Source organism: Pseudomonas koreensis (assembly GCF_025447595.1).
In the GTDB taxonomy this organism is placed as follows: Bacteria; Pseudomonadota; Gammaproteobacteria; order Pseudomonadales; family Pseudomonadaceae; genus Aquipseudomonas; species Aquipseudomonas koreensis_H.
Genome location: NZ_JAOEJU010000018.1, coordinates 21,165 through 34,223 on the forward strand (window position 1 = coordinate 21,165; position 13,059 = coordinate 34,223).

11 protein-coding genes are annotated in these 13,059 nt (G+C 61.8%); 9 read left to right on the top strand and 2 right to left on the bottom strand.

From position 1 onward, the window contains the following. Positions 1 to 63: 63 nt before the first annotated feature. Both N8H71_RS20340 and N8H71_RS20345 read right to left on the bottom strand, forming a co-directional pair. The gene (locus N8H71_RS20340) at positions 64 to 1,056 is read right to left on the bottom strand and encodes an NAD-dependent epimerase/dehydratase family protein (RefSeq protein ID WP_085684455.1); all 993 of its coding nucleotides are present in this window, start codon (positions 1,054 to 1,056) and stop codon (positions 64 to 66) included. 54 nt (positions 1,057 to 1,110) lie between these two features. Beyond that, entirely contained in the window at positions 1,111 to 2,004 is an 894-nt protein-coding gene (locus N8H71_RS20345; RefSeq protein WP_085606712.1) for a LysR family transcriptional regulator ArgP, read from the bottom strand. A 96-nt stretch (positions 2,005 to 2,100) separates the two neighbouring features. Between N8H71_RS20345 and N8H71_RS20350 the strand changes: the two genes are divergently transcribed. The 9 genes from N8H71_RS20350 to N8H71_RS20390 all read left to right on the top strand — a co-directional run bounded on the left by N8H71_RS20350 (position 2,101) and on the right by N8H71_RS20390 (position 13,047). Next, on the top strand, positions 2,101 to 2,502 hold the full coding sequence (locus N8H71_RS20350) for an ACT domain-containing protein (protein ID WP_085709558.1): 402 nt from the start codon (positions 2,101 to 2,103) through the stop codon (positions 2,500 to 2,502). A 5-nt stretch (positions 2,503 to 2,507) separates the two neighbouring features. Beyond that, the gene (locus N8H71_RS20355) at positions 2,508 to 3,110 is read left to right on the top strand and encodes a LysE/ArgO family amino acid transporter (RefSeq protein WP_262195391.1); all 603 of its coding nucleotides are present in this window, start codon (positions 2,508 to 2,510) and stop codon (positions 3,108 to 3,110) included. A 176-nt stretch (positions 3,111 to 3,286) separates the two neighbouring features. Further along, complete coding sequence (locus N8H71_RS20360; protein ID WP_003227660.1) at positions 3,287 to 3,883, top strand: superoxide dismutase; 597 nt, start codon at positions 3,287 to 3,289, stop codon at positions 3,881 to 3,883. A 352-nt stretch (positions 3,884 to 4,235) separates the two neighbouring features. After that, positions 4,236 to 6,287, top strand: coding sequence for a putative bifunctional diguanylate cyclase/phosphodiesterase (locus N8H71_RS20365; RefSeq protein ID WP_262195393.1), 2,052 nt, complete (start codon positions 4,236 to 4,238; stop codon positions 6,285 to 6,287). A gap of 196 nt (positions 6,288 to 6,483) precedes the next feature. Continuing rightward, a complete protein-coding gene (locus N8H71_RS20370) occupies positions 6,484 to 7,830 on the top strand; it encodes an imelysin family protein (protein WP_262195395.1) in 1,347 nt (448 codons plus the stop codon). A 287-nt stretch (positions 7,831 to 8,117) separates the two neighbouring features. After that, positions 8,118 to 9,545 carry a di-heme oxidoredictase family protein gene (locus tag N8H71_RS20375; protein WP_262195397.1) on the top strand — a complete coding sequence of 476 codons (1,428 nt, stop codon included), beginning with the start codon at positions 8,118 to 8,120 and terminating at the stop codon, positions 9,543 to 9,545. A gap of 26 nt (positions 9,546 to 9,571) precedes the next feature. Further along, positions 9,572 to 10,636 carry an imelysin family protein gene (locus N8H71_RS20380; RefSeq protein ID WP_262195398.1) on the top strand — a complete coding sequence of 355 codons (1,065 nt, stop codon included), beginning with the start codon at positions 9,572 to 9,574 and terminating at the stop codon, positions 10,634 to 10,636. 14 nt (positions 10,637 to 10,650) lie between these two features. Further along, entirely contained in the window at positions 10,651 to 11,751 is a 1,101-nt protein-coding gene (locus tag N8H71_RS20385) for a DUF1513 domain-containing protein (protein ID WP_262195399.1), read from the top strand. A gap of 147 nt (positions 11,752 to 11,898) precedes the next feature. Beyond that, positions 11,899 to 13,047: an efflux RND transporter periplasmic adaptor subunit gene (locus N8H71_RS20390; protein ID WP_262195401.1), complete on the top strand. Its 1,149-nt coding sequence runs from the start codon at positions 11,899 to 11,901 to the stop codon at positions 13,045 to 13,047. The last annotated feature ends 12 nt before the right edge of the window (positions 13,048 to 13,059 follow it).

The following is a 13,059-nucleotide window of genomic DNA, read 5'->3' on the forward strand; positions in this document are numbered from 1 at the left end:
CCGCGGCCGCTGGGGTTGACCCTCAAGCCGTGGCGCGGTTCAGTGCCGGCCGGCAGATTCGTATCAACGAATGTCCTGGGCCTTCCACCAGCCACAGAACTCATCGAGAGCCGTCCACAGACTGACTTTCGGATCGTAGTCCAGATAATGCCGGGCGCGACTGATGTCGAGGGTGAAATTTTTGTTCATCACCTGCATGCCCAGTCGCGACAGGGTCGGCTCGGGACGCCCGGGCCAGAGCTTGCACACACCTTCGTTGAGCGCCGCCACGCTGTAGGCCAGCCCGTAGGAACGGTACTTGGTGACCTGTGGGACTTCCATCTTGCGCATCACGTAATTGACCACATCCCACAGCGGCACCGGGGCGCCGTTGCTGATGTTGTAGGCCTTGCCCAGCGCGGAGGCGTCGGCCAGCAGGCTGCTGAGCAACGCTTCATTGAGGTTGTGCACGCTGGTGAAATCGACCTTGTTCAGACCGTTGCCGATGATCGCCAGACGGCCCTTGCGCTGCATGTTCAGCAAGCGCGGGAAGATGCTCATGTCGCCGGCACCGGTGACGAAACGCGGGCGCAGGGCCAGGGTTTCGAGGCCGAATTCCTGGGCGCCGAAGACCTTTTGCTCAGCCAGGTATTTGGTCGCGGCGTAGTGATGCTTGAAGCGCTTGGGCACTTGTTCTTCGGTCAGGCCGAGATGGTCGCGACCGTCAAAGTAGATCGATGGCGACGACAGATGCACCAGCCGCCGAACCCGTTGCTTCAGGCAAGCCTCGACCACGTTTTCGGTAACTTGCACGTTGCCCTGATGGAAGTCCTGATAACGGCCCCACAAGCCGACCGCACCGGCGCAATGCACCACGGCTTCGACATCGCTGCATAGCGCACGCACCAGATCCGGATCGCTCAAATCGCCTTGAACGAACTCGGCACCGCGACGCACCAGATGCTCGACACCCTCGGCCCGGCGACCGTTGACCCGTACGTCCAGGCCCTGCTCCAGGGCGAAACGCGCAAAGCGTCCGCCAATGAAGCCGCTTGCGCCGGTGACCAGAATTTTCATGTAGAGCTCCGCTGTCTTTCGTTTTGCCTGATTCGTGAGTCTTGACGCTGGCCGTCAGTCCAACGGCACCAGCCATTGCGCCGACGAGCGCACCAATTGCTCGGTCAACAGACCGAGCAACTGACCGCCATTGCGCCAATGATGCCAGTACAAGGGCACGTCGATCGGTTTATCTGGCAACAGTTCACGCAGCACGCCGCGCTCCAGTTGCTCGCGCACCTGCAATTCCGGCACCAGTCCCCAGCCGAGCCCGGCTTCGGTCAGGCGGATGAAACCTTCGGAAGACGGGCACAGGTGATGTTCGAAACCGCCATCGACGCCGAGGGACGCGAGGTAACGATGCTGGAGAAAATCGTCAGGGCCAAACACCAGCGCCGGGGTGCGCGGCAATTGTTCGGCCCGCACACCATCGGGAAAGTGGCGCTCAATGAACGCCGGACTGGCCAGCGCCCGATAGCGCATCGCCCCGAGCAACACGCTGCGAGCGCCCGCCACCGGCCGCTCACTGGCACACAGGCAACCGGCCACTTCACCGGCGCGCATGCGTTTGAGGCCGACGGTCTGGTCTTCGACGATCAGATCGAGCAACAGATGTTGTTCGGCGCAGAAGTCGCCCACGGCCTCGGCCCACCAGGTGGCGAGACTGTCGGCATTCAGGGCGATGCGCAGGCGCTCCGGCAGGCCTTCTTCGTCCAGCGCCGGTACCAGCGTCTGCAAATCCCGTTCGAGCAGGCGCACCTGCTGCACATGGTTGAGCAGACGCCGGCCGATCTCGGTCGGCGACGGCGGCGTGCCGCGCACCAAAACCGGCTGGCCGACCCGCGCCTCCAGCAGTTTGATCCGCTGGGAAATCGCCGATTGCGAAAGACCCAGCACCTGCGCCGCCCGTTCAAATCCGGCCTGCTCGACCACGGCGGCCAGAGCGGAAAGCAATTTGTAGTCGAACATCAGTTTTCCTAATGAGCGATCAGCACTATTGGTTTTTCTTATACCGCGTCAACCGGGAGAATAGCCAGCAAGCACTCTTTATCAAGGACCACCATCATGGCTGGCGAAACCTCGTTGACCACCCTGCTGCGCAGCATGAGCCCGCAGCTCAATGCCGGCGAATATGTGTTCTGCACCTTGCGCGACGGCCAGTTGCCGAGCGGCCTGGAGATCGTAGGCAGTTTCCGTGAACAGGAAGGCCTGACGGTGATTCTCGAACGCTCCCACGCCGAGCGCGCCGGTTTCAGCTTCGACTACGTCGCGGCCTGGATCACGTTGAACGTGCATTCGGCGCTGGAAGCCGTCGGCCTGACCGCCGCATTCGCCACCGCACTGGGAAAGGCCGGCATCAGCTGCAACGTGATCGCCGGTTATTACCACGACCATCTGTTCGTCGGTCAGGCCGACGCCGAACGCGCCATGCAAGTGCTGCGTGATCTCGCAGCCAACGCGGAGTAACCGTCATGTGGCAAAGCTATACCAACGGTTTGCTGGTGGCGTTCGGGCTGATCATGGCGATCGGCACCCAGAATGCCTTTGTCCTGGCGCAGAGCCTTCGGCGTGAACATCACCTGCCGGTCGCCGCGCTGTGCGTCGCCTGCGATGCGCTGCTGGTGGCGGCAGGTGTTTTCGGTCTGGCCACGGTGCTGGCGCAGAACCCCACTTTGCTGGCGGTGGCCCGCTGGGGCGGCGCAATCTTCCTGATCTGGTACGGCAGCCAGGCGTTGCGCCGGGCCTGTTCGAAACAGAGCCTGCAACAGGGTGAAAACCAGACCGTGCGTTCGCTGCGGGCGGTAATGCTCAGCGCACTGGCGGTGACGTTGCTCAACCCGCACGTCTATCTCGACACCGTTCTGCTGATCGGTTCTCTCGGTGCGCAACAGTCGGTGCCCGGCGCTTATGTCGTTGGCGCGGCAAGTGCTTCGCTGCTGTGGTTCTTCACCCTGGCGTTCGGCGCGGCATGGCTTGCCCCTTGGCTGGCACGGCCGAGTACGTGGCGGATTCTGGATCTGTTGGTGGCGGTGATGATGTTCACGGTGGCGGGGCAATTGATATTGGCTTCCTGAATTATTCCAAAAGGCTCTGGAACCTCTATCCCACACAGTTGTTGCGTGGTTAAGCCGCACCCCCGGTGCTATGATCCGAACCCTGCGCCGCAAAGAGTAAAAACTCGCCGGTGCATTTCTGGCCGCCCGTGATCGGCCTTGCGCTCACCGCAACAGACCTGATTAGGAGAATCATCATGGCTTTCGAATTGCCGCCGCTGCCTTACGCACACGATGCCCTGCAGCCGCACATTTCCAAGGAAACCCTGGAATTCCACCACGACAAGCACCACAACACCTACGTCGTGAACCTGAACAACCTGGTGCCAGGCACCGAGTTCGAAGGCAAGACCCTGGAAGAGATCGTCAAGACTTCCTCGGGCGGCATCTTCAACAACGCCGCTCAGGTCTGGAACCACACCTTCTACTGGAACTGCCTGGCGCCAAACGCCGGCGGTCAACCAACCGGCGCACTGGCTGAAGCCATCAACGCGGCGTTCGGTTCGTTCGACAAGTTCAAGGAAGAGTTCAGCAAAACCTCGATCGGCACCTTCGGTTCCGGCTGGGGCTGGCTGGTGAAAAAGGCTGACGGTTCCCTGGCTCTGGCCAGCACCATCGGCGCCGGCAACCCGCTGACCAGCGGCGACACCCCGCTGCTGACCTGCGACGTGTGGGAACACGCTTACTACATCGACTACCGTAACCTGCGTCCAAAATACGTCGAGGCGTTCTGGAACCTGGTCAACTGGAAGTTCGTGGCCGAGCAGTTCGAAGGCAAGACCTTCACCGCTTAAGCTGCGTCCCCGAAAAAACCCGGCATTGCCGGGTTTTTTTCTGCCCGGGAATCGGTTTCAAGTGACCTGCGTCGCAATCAAGGCCTTTTCCCACACGCAAAGCAGACCTTGTCGCCTTGCTCCCAGGCCACGGCGAACTAACATCAAAAAAGGAAAAATTGTCCGACACCCCTCAAGTTGGAGAGCAAAACTACCGACACAGTACAAATAGGGCAAATGCTCCAGACAGCAGCATTTCGGCCAAGGCCACGGACAAATTTTCCAGGGCCCGATTGTCCCTTTGACTGCCAACACGGGATTGCCAATACTCATGGCAACTTGACGCTACCCGCACGGAACAAGGAATAACCCTTTGAAGCTGGAACTCAAGAACAGCTTGTCGGTGAAGTTGCTCCGGGTCGTGCTCCTGTCGGCATTGATCGTTGGTGTGGTCTTGAGCTGCGCGCAGATTGTTTTCGATGCCTATAAAACACGCCAGGCCGTCGCCGGCGATGCCGAACGCATCCTCGACATGTTCCGCGACCCCTCGACCCAGGCGGTCTACAGCCTGGACCGGGAGATGGGCATGCAGGTGATCGAAGGCCTGTTCCAGGACGATGCCGTGCGCCAGGCCTCCATCGGCCATCCCAACGAAGCGATGCTCGCGCAAAAATCCCGTGAGCTACAGCATTCCAGCAGCCGCTGGCTGACCGACCTGATCCTGGGTCAGGAACGCACGTTCACCACCCAGTTGGTGGGGCGCGGCCCGTACAGCGAATACTACGGCGACCTGAGCATCACCCTCGACACGGCCACCTACGGTCAGGGGTTCATTGTCAGCTCGGTGATCATCTTCATTTCCGGCGTGTTGCGCGCTCTGGCCATGGGCCTGGTGCTGTATCTGGTCTATCACTGGCTGCTGACCAAACCGCTGTCGCGGATCATCGAACACCTCACCGAGATCAACCCTGACCGCCCCAGCGAACACAAGATTCCGCAACTCAAGGGCCACGAAAAAAACGAACTGGGCATCTGGATCAACACTGCCAACCAGTTGCTCGAATCCATCGAACGTAACACTCACCTGCGCCACGAAGCGGAAAACAGCCTGTTGCGCATGGCCCAGTATGACTTTCTCACCGGCCTGCCGAACCGCCAGCAATTACAGCAGCAACTGGACAGGATTCTGGTGGATGCCGGCAAACTGCAGCGCCGGGTCGCCGTTCTGTGCGTAGGTCTGGATGACTTCAAAGGCATCAACGAACAATTCAGCTATCAGACCGGAGACCAGTTGCTGCTGGCCCTGGCTGACCGGTTGCGTGCCCACAGCGGCCGCCTCGGTGCGCTCGCCCGTCTCGGCGGCGACCAGTTCGCCCTGGTCCAGGCCGATATCGAACAGCCTTACGAAGCGGCAGAGCTGGCGCAAAGCATCCTCGATGATCTGGAGGCCCCGTTCGCCCTCGATCATCAGGAAATCCGTCTGCGCGCCACCATCGGTATCACTCTGTTCCCGGAGGATGGCGACAGCACCGAGAAGCTGTTGCAGAAAGCCGAGCAGACCATGACCCTGGCCAAGACCCGCTCGCGCAATCGCTATCAGTTCTACATCGCGAGTGTCGACAGCGAGATGCGCCGCCGTCGCGAGCTGGAGAAAGACCTGCGCGATGCGCTGTTACGCGATCAGTTCTACCTCGTCTATCAGCCGCAGATCAGCTACCGCGATCATCGCGTAGTCGGGGTCGAGGCATTGATCCGCTGGCAGCATCCGGAACATGGTCTGGTGCCGCCGGACCTGTTCATCCCGCTGGCGGAACAGAACGGCACCATCATCGCTATCGGCGAGTGGGTGCTGGATCAGGCCTGCAAACAACTGCGCGACTGGCACGATCAGGGCTTCGTCGACCTGCGCATGGCGGTCAACCTGTCCACCGTGCAACTGCACCACGCCGAGCTGCCACGGGTGGTCAACAACCTGTTGCAGATGTACCGCCTGCCGCCGCGCAGTCTGGAGCTGGAAGTCACCGAGACCGGCCTGATGGAAGACATCAGTACCGCCGCCCAGCACTTGCTGAGCCTGCGCCGCTCCGGCGCCTTGATCGCCATCGACGACTTCGGCACCGGCTACTCCTCGCTGAGTTATCTCAAGAGTCTTCCGCTGGACAAGATCAAGATCGACAAGAGCTTCGTTCAGGACCTGCTGGATGACGACGATGACGCGACCATCGTTCGCGCCATCATTCAACTGGGCAAGAGCCTGGGCATGCAGGTGATCGCCGAGGGCGTGGAAACCGCCGAACAGGAAACCTACATCATCTCCGAAGGCTGCCACGAAGGTCAGGGCTACCACTACAGCAAACCGCTGCCGGCGCGCGAGCTGAGCGTTTATCTCAAGCAGGCCCAACGCAGCAACGCGGCCATTCTCTGAAACCTGCCTGCAAAGCCCGGCAAAATGCTTGATCCGGCGGGCATGGTGTGCGCGGTTGATCCAGCGCAAGTCCTGCGCAAATAGGAAATATTTCCAGCTACAACCCTTTACACATAATGCGAAAGATTTGCATTATGTCGCAGCTTTTGCGCACCCCCGCGCCTGTCCACTCAATTACCGAAGCAGGATGTTCGCCATGATTCGTATGCCTCTGGCTACCGCCAGTCTGCTGGCCATCGCTATTTCCCTCGCCGGTTGCGGCGAAGGTAAAGACAAAGAAAAGGCCGCCGCTCCTGCGCCGACTCCGGCTGCGAGCACTGCGGCACCGGCTGCGCCTGCTGCTGCCGGTAAAGTCGACGAAGCCGCCGGCAAAGCCGTTGTCTCGCACTACGCCGACATGGTCTTCGCCGTTTACAGCGATGCCGAATCCACCGCGAAAACCCTGCAAACCGCCATCGACGCATTCCTCGCCAAGCCGAACGCCGACACCCTGAAAGCCGCCAAGGCTGCCTGGGTCGCCGCCCGTGTTCCTTATCTGCAGAGCGAAGTGTTCCGCTTCGGCAACACCATCATCGACGACTGGGAAGGTCAGGTGAACGCCTGGCCTCTGGACGAGGGCCTGATCGACTACGTCGACAAGTCCTACGAGCACGCACTGGGCAACCCGGGCGCCACCGCCAACATCATCGCCAACACCGAAGTACAGGTCGGCGAAGACAAGGTTGACGTCAAGGACATCACCCCGGAAAAACTCGCCAGCCTGAACGAGCTGGGCGGTTCCGAAGCCAACGTTGCCACCGGCTACCACGCCATCGAATTCCTGCTCTGGGGCCAGGACCTGAACGGCACCGGCCCTGGCGCCGGCAACCGTCCGGCTTCGGACTACCTGGAAGGCAAAGACGCCACTGGCGGTCACAACGACCGTCGTCGCGCCTACCTGAAAGCCGTGACCCAGCTGCTGGTCAGCGACCTGGAAGAAATGGTCGGCAACTGGAAGCCGAACGTGGCCGACAACTACCGCGCCACCCTGGAAGCCGAACCGGCTGAAAGCGGCTTGCGCAAAATGCTGTTCGGCATGGGCAGCCTGTCTCTGGGCGAACTGGCCGGCGAGCGCATGAAGGTGTCCCTGGAAGCGAACTCCCCGGAAGACGAACAGGATTGCTTCAGCGATAACACCCACAACTCGCACTTCTACGATGCCAAGGGCATTCGTAACGTTTACCTGGGCGAGTACACCCGTGTCGACGGCACCAAAATGACCGGCGCCAGCCTGTCGTCGCTGGTGGCCAAGGTCGACCCGGCTGCCGACACCGCGCTGAAAGCCGATCTGGCTGCCACCGAAGCCAAGATCCAGGTCATGGTCGATCACGCCAACAAGGGTGAGCACTACGACCAGTTGATCGCCGCGGGCAACACCGCCGGCAACCAGATCGTCCGCGATGCCATCGCTTCGCTGGTCAAGCAGACCGGCTCGATCGAAGCCGCTGCCGGCAAACTGGGCATCAGCGACCTGAACCCGGACAACGCCGATCACGAGTTCTGATCACAGCGTCCGCGTTAAAAAAGGCGACCTTCGGGTCGCCTTTTTTATGCCTGCCATACACAAAACCTGTGGGAGCGAGCTTGCTCGCGAAAGCGTCCTGTCAGGCAATGCATCAGTGGCTGAACCAGCGCTTTCGCGAGCAAGCTCGCTCCCACAAGGTTTGCACCCAGCCTTAAGATTTGTGAAACCCCTGCCCTGCATCAAGCAAACGATAATTCCTCTTATTCAAACCCCCTCGCCCTGTTAGACTTTGCGCCTTTAAATTCGCCCCTCTTGCAGGAAGTCTGATGCCCTCGCTGCCTCTTCGCTTGTCCGCACTGTTTCTGGCCCTGGGCCTGAGTGCCTGCGATGACGCCCCGCGTTTCACCAAGGCCGAGCCGGGTGAGGCCCGTTCCGGCGGCGCGGCGACCGTGCGCAAGAGCGATCAGAACGCGTTTTCCCTGCCGTCCGCCAATCTGCCGCCTTCGCGGCGGGTGGACTTCAGCGTCGGCAACAGCTTCTTTCGCAGCCCGTGGGTGATCGCGCCGTCGACCACCACCGCCCGCGATGGCCTCGGCCCGCTGTTCAACACCAACGCCTGCCAGAACTGCCACATCAAGGACGGCCGCGGCCATCCACCGACGCCGGATGCGGCCAACGCGGTGTCGATGCTGGTGCGCCTGTCGATTCCCGATGCGCCGGCCTATGCCAAGGTCATCGAACAGGTTGGCGTAGTACCCGAGCCGGTCTACGGCGGTCAGTTTCAGGACATGGCCGTTCCCGGTGTCGCGCCAGAAGGCAAGGTGCGGGTCGATTACACGCCGGTTCCGGTACGCTTCAAGGACGGCACCGAGGTCGAGCTGCGTAAACCGGTCCTGCAGATCACCCAGCTCGGCTACGGCCCGATGCACCCGGACACACGTTTCTCGGCGCGTGTCGCGCCGCCGATGATCGGCCTGGGCCTGCTCGAAGCGATCCCCGAGGAAGCGATCCTCGCCAATGCTGCCGCGCAGGCCAAAGAGAACAACGGCATCAACGGCCGGCCCAACCGGGTCTGGGACGATGAGCAGCAAAAGACCGTCATGGGTCGATTTGGCTGGAAAGCCGGCCAACCGAACCTCAATCAACAAAATGTTCACGCGTTTTCTGGTGATATGGGCCTGACCACCAGCCTGAGACCGTTTGATGACTGCACCGACGCGCAAACCGCCTGCAAACAGGCGCCGAACGGCAACGGCCCGGACGGCGAACCTGAAGTCAGCGACAACATCCTGCGCCTGGTGCTGTTCTACAGTCGCAACCTCGCCGTTCCCGCCCGCCGTGGCGTCAACGATGCGCAGGTGCTGGCCGGCAAGAATCTGTTCTTCCAGGCGGGTTGCCAGTCCTGTCACACACCGAAATACACCACCGCCGCCAACGCGGCCGAACCTGAACTGGCCAATCAAGTGATTCGCCCGTACAGCGATCTGCTGCTGCATGACATGGGCGAAGGCCTGGCGGACAAGCGTACTGAATTCCAGGCCTCCGGCCGCGACTGGCGCACCCCGCCGCTGTGGGGCATCGGCCTGACGCAGGCGGTCAGCGGCCACACCCAGTTTCTGCACGACGGCCGCGCCCGCAACCTTCTCGAAGCCGTGCTCTGGCACGGCGGCGAAGCGAAGGCGGCGCAGCAACAGGTTTTGTCTTTCAATGCCGAGCAGCGTGCCGCGCTGCTGGCGTTCTTGAACTCACTTTAAACACTTAAAAGAATCGGGAGCCCGACATGTTCCGTCCCAAGCTGTTGTTCACCAGCCTTGCCGCACTGGCCCTCGGCGCGTGCTCGCCGCAGGATCCGCAAGCCGTCACCTCGGCGGCCATCGCCGAGTCGGTGATCCTGCCGACCTACACCCGCTGGGTCGAAGCTGACAAGCAACTGGCCGTCAGTGCCCTCGCCTACTGCCAGGGCAAAGAGTCGCTGGACACCGCCCGTGCCGACTTCCTGCATGCGCAGAAAGCCTGGGCCGAGCTGCAACCGCTGCTGATCGGCCCGCTGGCCGAGGGCAACCGTTCGTGGCAGGTGCAGTTCTGGCCGGACAAGAAAAACCTGGTCGGCCGTCAGGTCGAGCAACTGGTCACCGCGCAGCCGCAGATCGACGCCGCCGCCCTGGCCAAGTCCAGCGTCGTGGTTCAAGGCCTGTCCGCTTACGAGTACATCCTGTTCGACGCCAAGCCTGACGTGACCAACGACGCGCAGAAAGCCAAATACTGCCCACTGCTGGTGGCCATCGGCGAGCGTCAGAAACAACTGGCCGAAGAGATCCTCAGCAGCTGGAACAACACCGACGGCATGCTCGCGCAGATGAGCAAGTTCCCGAACCAGCGCTATGCCGACTCCCACGAAGCGATCGCCGATCTGCTGCGGGTACAGGTCACCGCCCTCGACACCCTGAAGAAAAAACTCGGCACGCCGATGGGCCGTCAGAGCAAGGGCGTGCCTCAGCCGTTCCAGGCCGATGCATGGCGCAGCCAGTCGTCCATGGAGTCGCTGGAAGCCAGCCTCGCAGCGGCCAAAACTGTCTGGGAAGGCGTCGACAACAAAGGCCTGCGCGGCCTGCTGCCGACCGAGCAAAAGCCGCTGGCGGACAAGATCGATGCAGCCTACGCGGCGTCGCTCAAACTGTTTGGCAGCACCCAGCGCTCGCTGACCGAAATGCTCAACGACGATGCTGGTCGCCAACAGCTCAACGACATCTACGACAGCCTCAACGTCGTCCACCGCCTGCACGAAGGCGAGCTGGCCAAGGCGCTGGGCATCCAACTGGGCTTCAACGCCAACGACGGTGACTGATGAGGGCACGTGCCATGCTGCGACGCCAGGCTCTGACTTTAGGTAGTTTGCTGCTGGGAGCAGTGACGCTGGGCGGCTGGACGCTGTTCAAACGCAAGGACCAAAGCCCGCTGCTGCTGTCGGCGCGGGACGACACCGACGGCAAGCACTACGCCGTCGGCTATCGGCTGGACGGCACCCAGGTGTTTGCCACCGAAGTCGGCCAGCGCTGCCACGACATCATCAATCACCCGACGCTGCCGATCGCGCTGTTCGTCGCCCGCCGGCCGGGCACCGAGAGCTATCTGGTCGACCTGCGCAACGGTGGATTGCTGCAAACCGTGACGTCGCAGGCGAACCGGCACTTCTACGGCCACGCGGTGATCCATCACAGCGGCGACTACCTCTACGCCACGGAAAACGACACTACCGATCCGGGCCGTGGCCTGCTCGGGGTGTACAAGTTCGAAGGCGAACGGCTGGTGCACAGCGGCGAGATTTCCACCCACGGTCTCGGCCCGCATCAGGTGTCGTGGATGCCCGACGGTGAAACCCTGGTGGTGGCCAACGGCGGCATCCGCACCGAGGCCGAAAGCCGGGTCGACATGAACCTCGACGCCATGGAACCGAGCCTGGTGCTGATGCAACGCGACGGCACCCTGCTGAGCAAGGAAACTCTCGCCCAGCAGATGAACAGCGTGCGCCACCTGGGGATCGCCAGCGACGGCACCATCGTCGCCGGCCAGCAATTCATGGGGCCTTCCCACGAGCGCTCGGAGCTGCTGGCGATCAAGCGTCCCGGCCAGCCATTCGTGGCGTTCCCGGTGCCGGAGCATCAGTTGCAGTCGATGGGTCATTACACCGCCAGCGTCGCCGTGCACAGCGACCTGCGTCTGGTGGCACTGACCGCACCGCGCGGCAACCGCTTCTTCATCTGGGATCTGGACAGCGGCGAAGTGCGCCTCGACGCGCCATTACCCGACTGCGCCGGCGTCGGTGCGGTGAAGGACGGTTTTGTCGTGACCTCCGGTCAGGGACGCTGCCGCTACTACGATTGCCGTCAGGACGATCTGCTGGCCAAACCGCTGGATTTGCCCGCAGGGCTCTGGGACAACCATCTTCATCTGATGGCCTGAGATTCGCCGCCGACCGCTCGGTCGGCGGCCCCGCTTTTTTCTATCGCCGCCCTTCATACCCGGTAAAAACTGGCAGTTGGAATCCCTGCCGGACTCGGGGTAATGTGCCCGCCTGTCTCGCCTGATTTTCTCCAAGGAACTGGAAATATGCTGCGTCGCCGCATGCTGATCATGTTGGGTGTTGTACTGCTGATCGTTCTGCTTCTCGCCGGTTACAAGGCCTTCTCGATCTATACGATGATCCAGGGCTTTTCCAGACCGAAGCCGCCGATCAGCGTCGCCGTGGCCACGGCCATCGAGCGCCCGTGGCAAATGCGCTTGCCCACCGTCGGCACGCTGAAGGCGCTGCAAGGCGTCGACCTGAGCCTGGAGAACGCCGGCACCGTCACCGAGCTGAAATTCGAATCGGGGCAGAAGGTCAAGGCCGGCCAACCGTTGCTGCAACTGGACAGTGCCGTTGAAGCAGCCTTCCTCGAAACCGCCAAGGCCGATCTCGGCCTCGCGCAGCTGGATTACGGTCGCGGCAGCCAGCTCGTCGGCAGCAGCGCCATCTCCAAAGGCGAATTCGACCGGCTCTCGGCGCAGTTGCAAAAGAACAAGGCGACGGTCAATCAACTCAATGCGGCGCTGGCCAAAAAACGCATTGTCGCGCCCTTCAGCGGCACCATCGGCATCCGCCTCGTCGACATCGGCGACTACCTCGCCAGCGGCACCAAGATCGCCACCCTGCAGGATCTGAGCAGCCTCTACGCCGACTTCTATGTGCCCGAACAGTCAGTGCCGAAACTGGCCATCGGTCAGCCGGTACAGATTACGGTCGCGGCGTATCCCGGCCAGAACTTCACCGGCACCATCACCGCGATCAACCCGATCGTCGAAAGCACCACCCGCAACATTCTGGTTCGCGCCACCCTGGCCAACCCCGACGGCAAGTTGCTGCCGGGCATGTTCACCAGTGTCGAGGTGCTGCTGCCAGACCCGCAGAAACACATTGTGGTCCCGGAAAGCGCGATTACCTACACCCTCTACGGCAACTCGACGTACGTGGTCACCCAGAAGAAAGCCGAAGACGGCACCGTCGAAAAGGACGACAAGGGCCAACCGGTGCTGATCGCCGAGCGTAGGTTCGTCGAGACCGGCGAACGCCGCGATGGCCAGGTAATGATCAACAAGGGCGTGCAGAGCGGCGAACAGGTGGTGACGGCCGGCCAGATCAAACTGGATAACGGCGCCCACATTGCCATCAGCGACGACAAGACCCTCGGCGAGCAGAACAGTCCGCCCCGCGCCGACTGATCAAGGAAACCC

Bases quoted from the DNA above. Each gene is read 5' to 3' on its own strand.
- N8H71_RS20340 (WP_085684455.1), bottom strand. From the start codon at position 1,056: ATGAAAATTCTGGTCACCGGCGCAAGCGGCTTCATTGGCGGACGCTTT.
- N8H71_RS20345 (WP_085606712.1), bottom strand. From the start codon at position 2,004: ATGTTCGACTACAAATTGCTTTCCGCTCTGGCCGCCGTGGTCGAGCAG.
- N8H71_RS20350 (WP_085709558.1), top strand. From the start codon at position 2,101: ATGGCTGGCGAAACCTCGTTGACCACCCTGCTGCGCAGCATGAGCCCG.
- N8H71_RS20355 (WP_262195391.1), top strand. From the start codon at position 2,508: ATGTGGCAAAGCTATACCAACGGTTTGCTGGTGGCGTTCGGGCTGATC.
- N8H71_RS20360 (WP_003227660.1), top strand. From the start codon at position 3,287: ATGGCTTTCGAATTGCCGCCGCTGCCTTACGCACACGATGCCCTGCAG.
- N8H71_RS20370 (WP_262195395.1), top strand. From the start codon at position 6,484: ATGATTCGTATGCCTCTGGCTACCGCCAGTCTGCTGGCCATCGCTATT.
- N8H71_RS20375 (WP_262195397.1), top strand. From the start codon at position 8,118: ATGCCCTCGCTGCCTCTTCGCTTGTCCGCACTGTTTCTGGCCCTGGGC.
- N8H71_RS20380 (WP_262195398.1), top strand. From the start codon at position 9,572: ATGTTCCGTCCCAAGCTGTTGTTCACCAGCCTTGCCGCACTGGCCCTC.
- N8H71_RS20385 (WP_262195399.1), top strand. From the start codon at position 10,651: ATGCTGCGACGCCAGGCTCTGACTTTAGGTAGTTTGCTGCTGGGAGCA.
- N8H71_RS20390 (WP_262195401.1), top strand. From the start codon at position 11,899: ATGCTGCGTCGCCGCATGCTGATCATGTTGGGTGTTGTACTGCTGATC.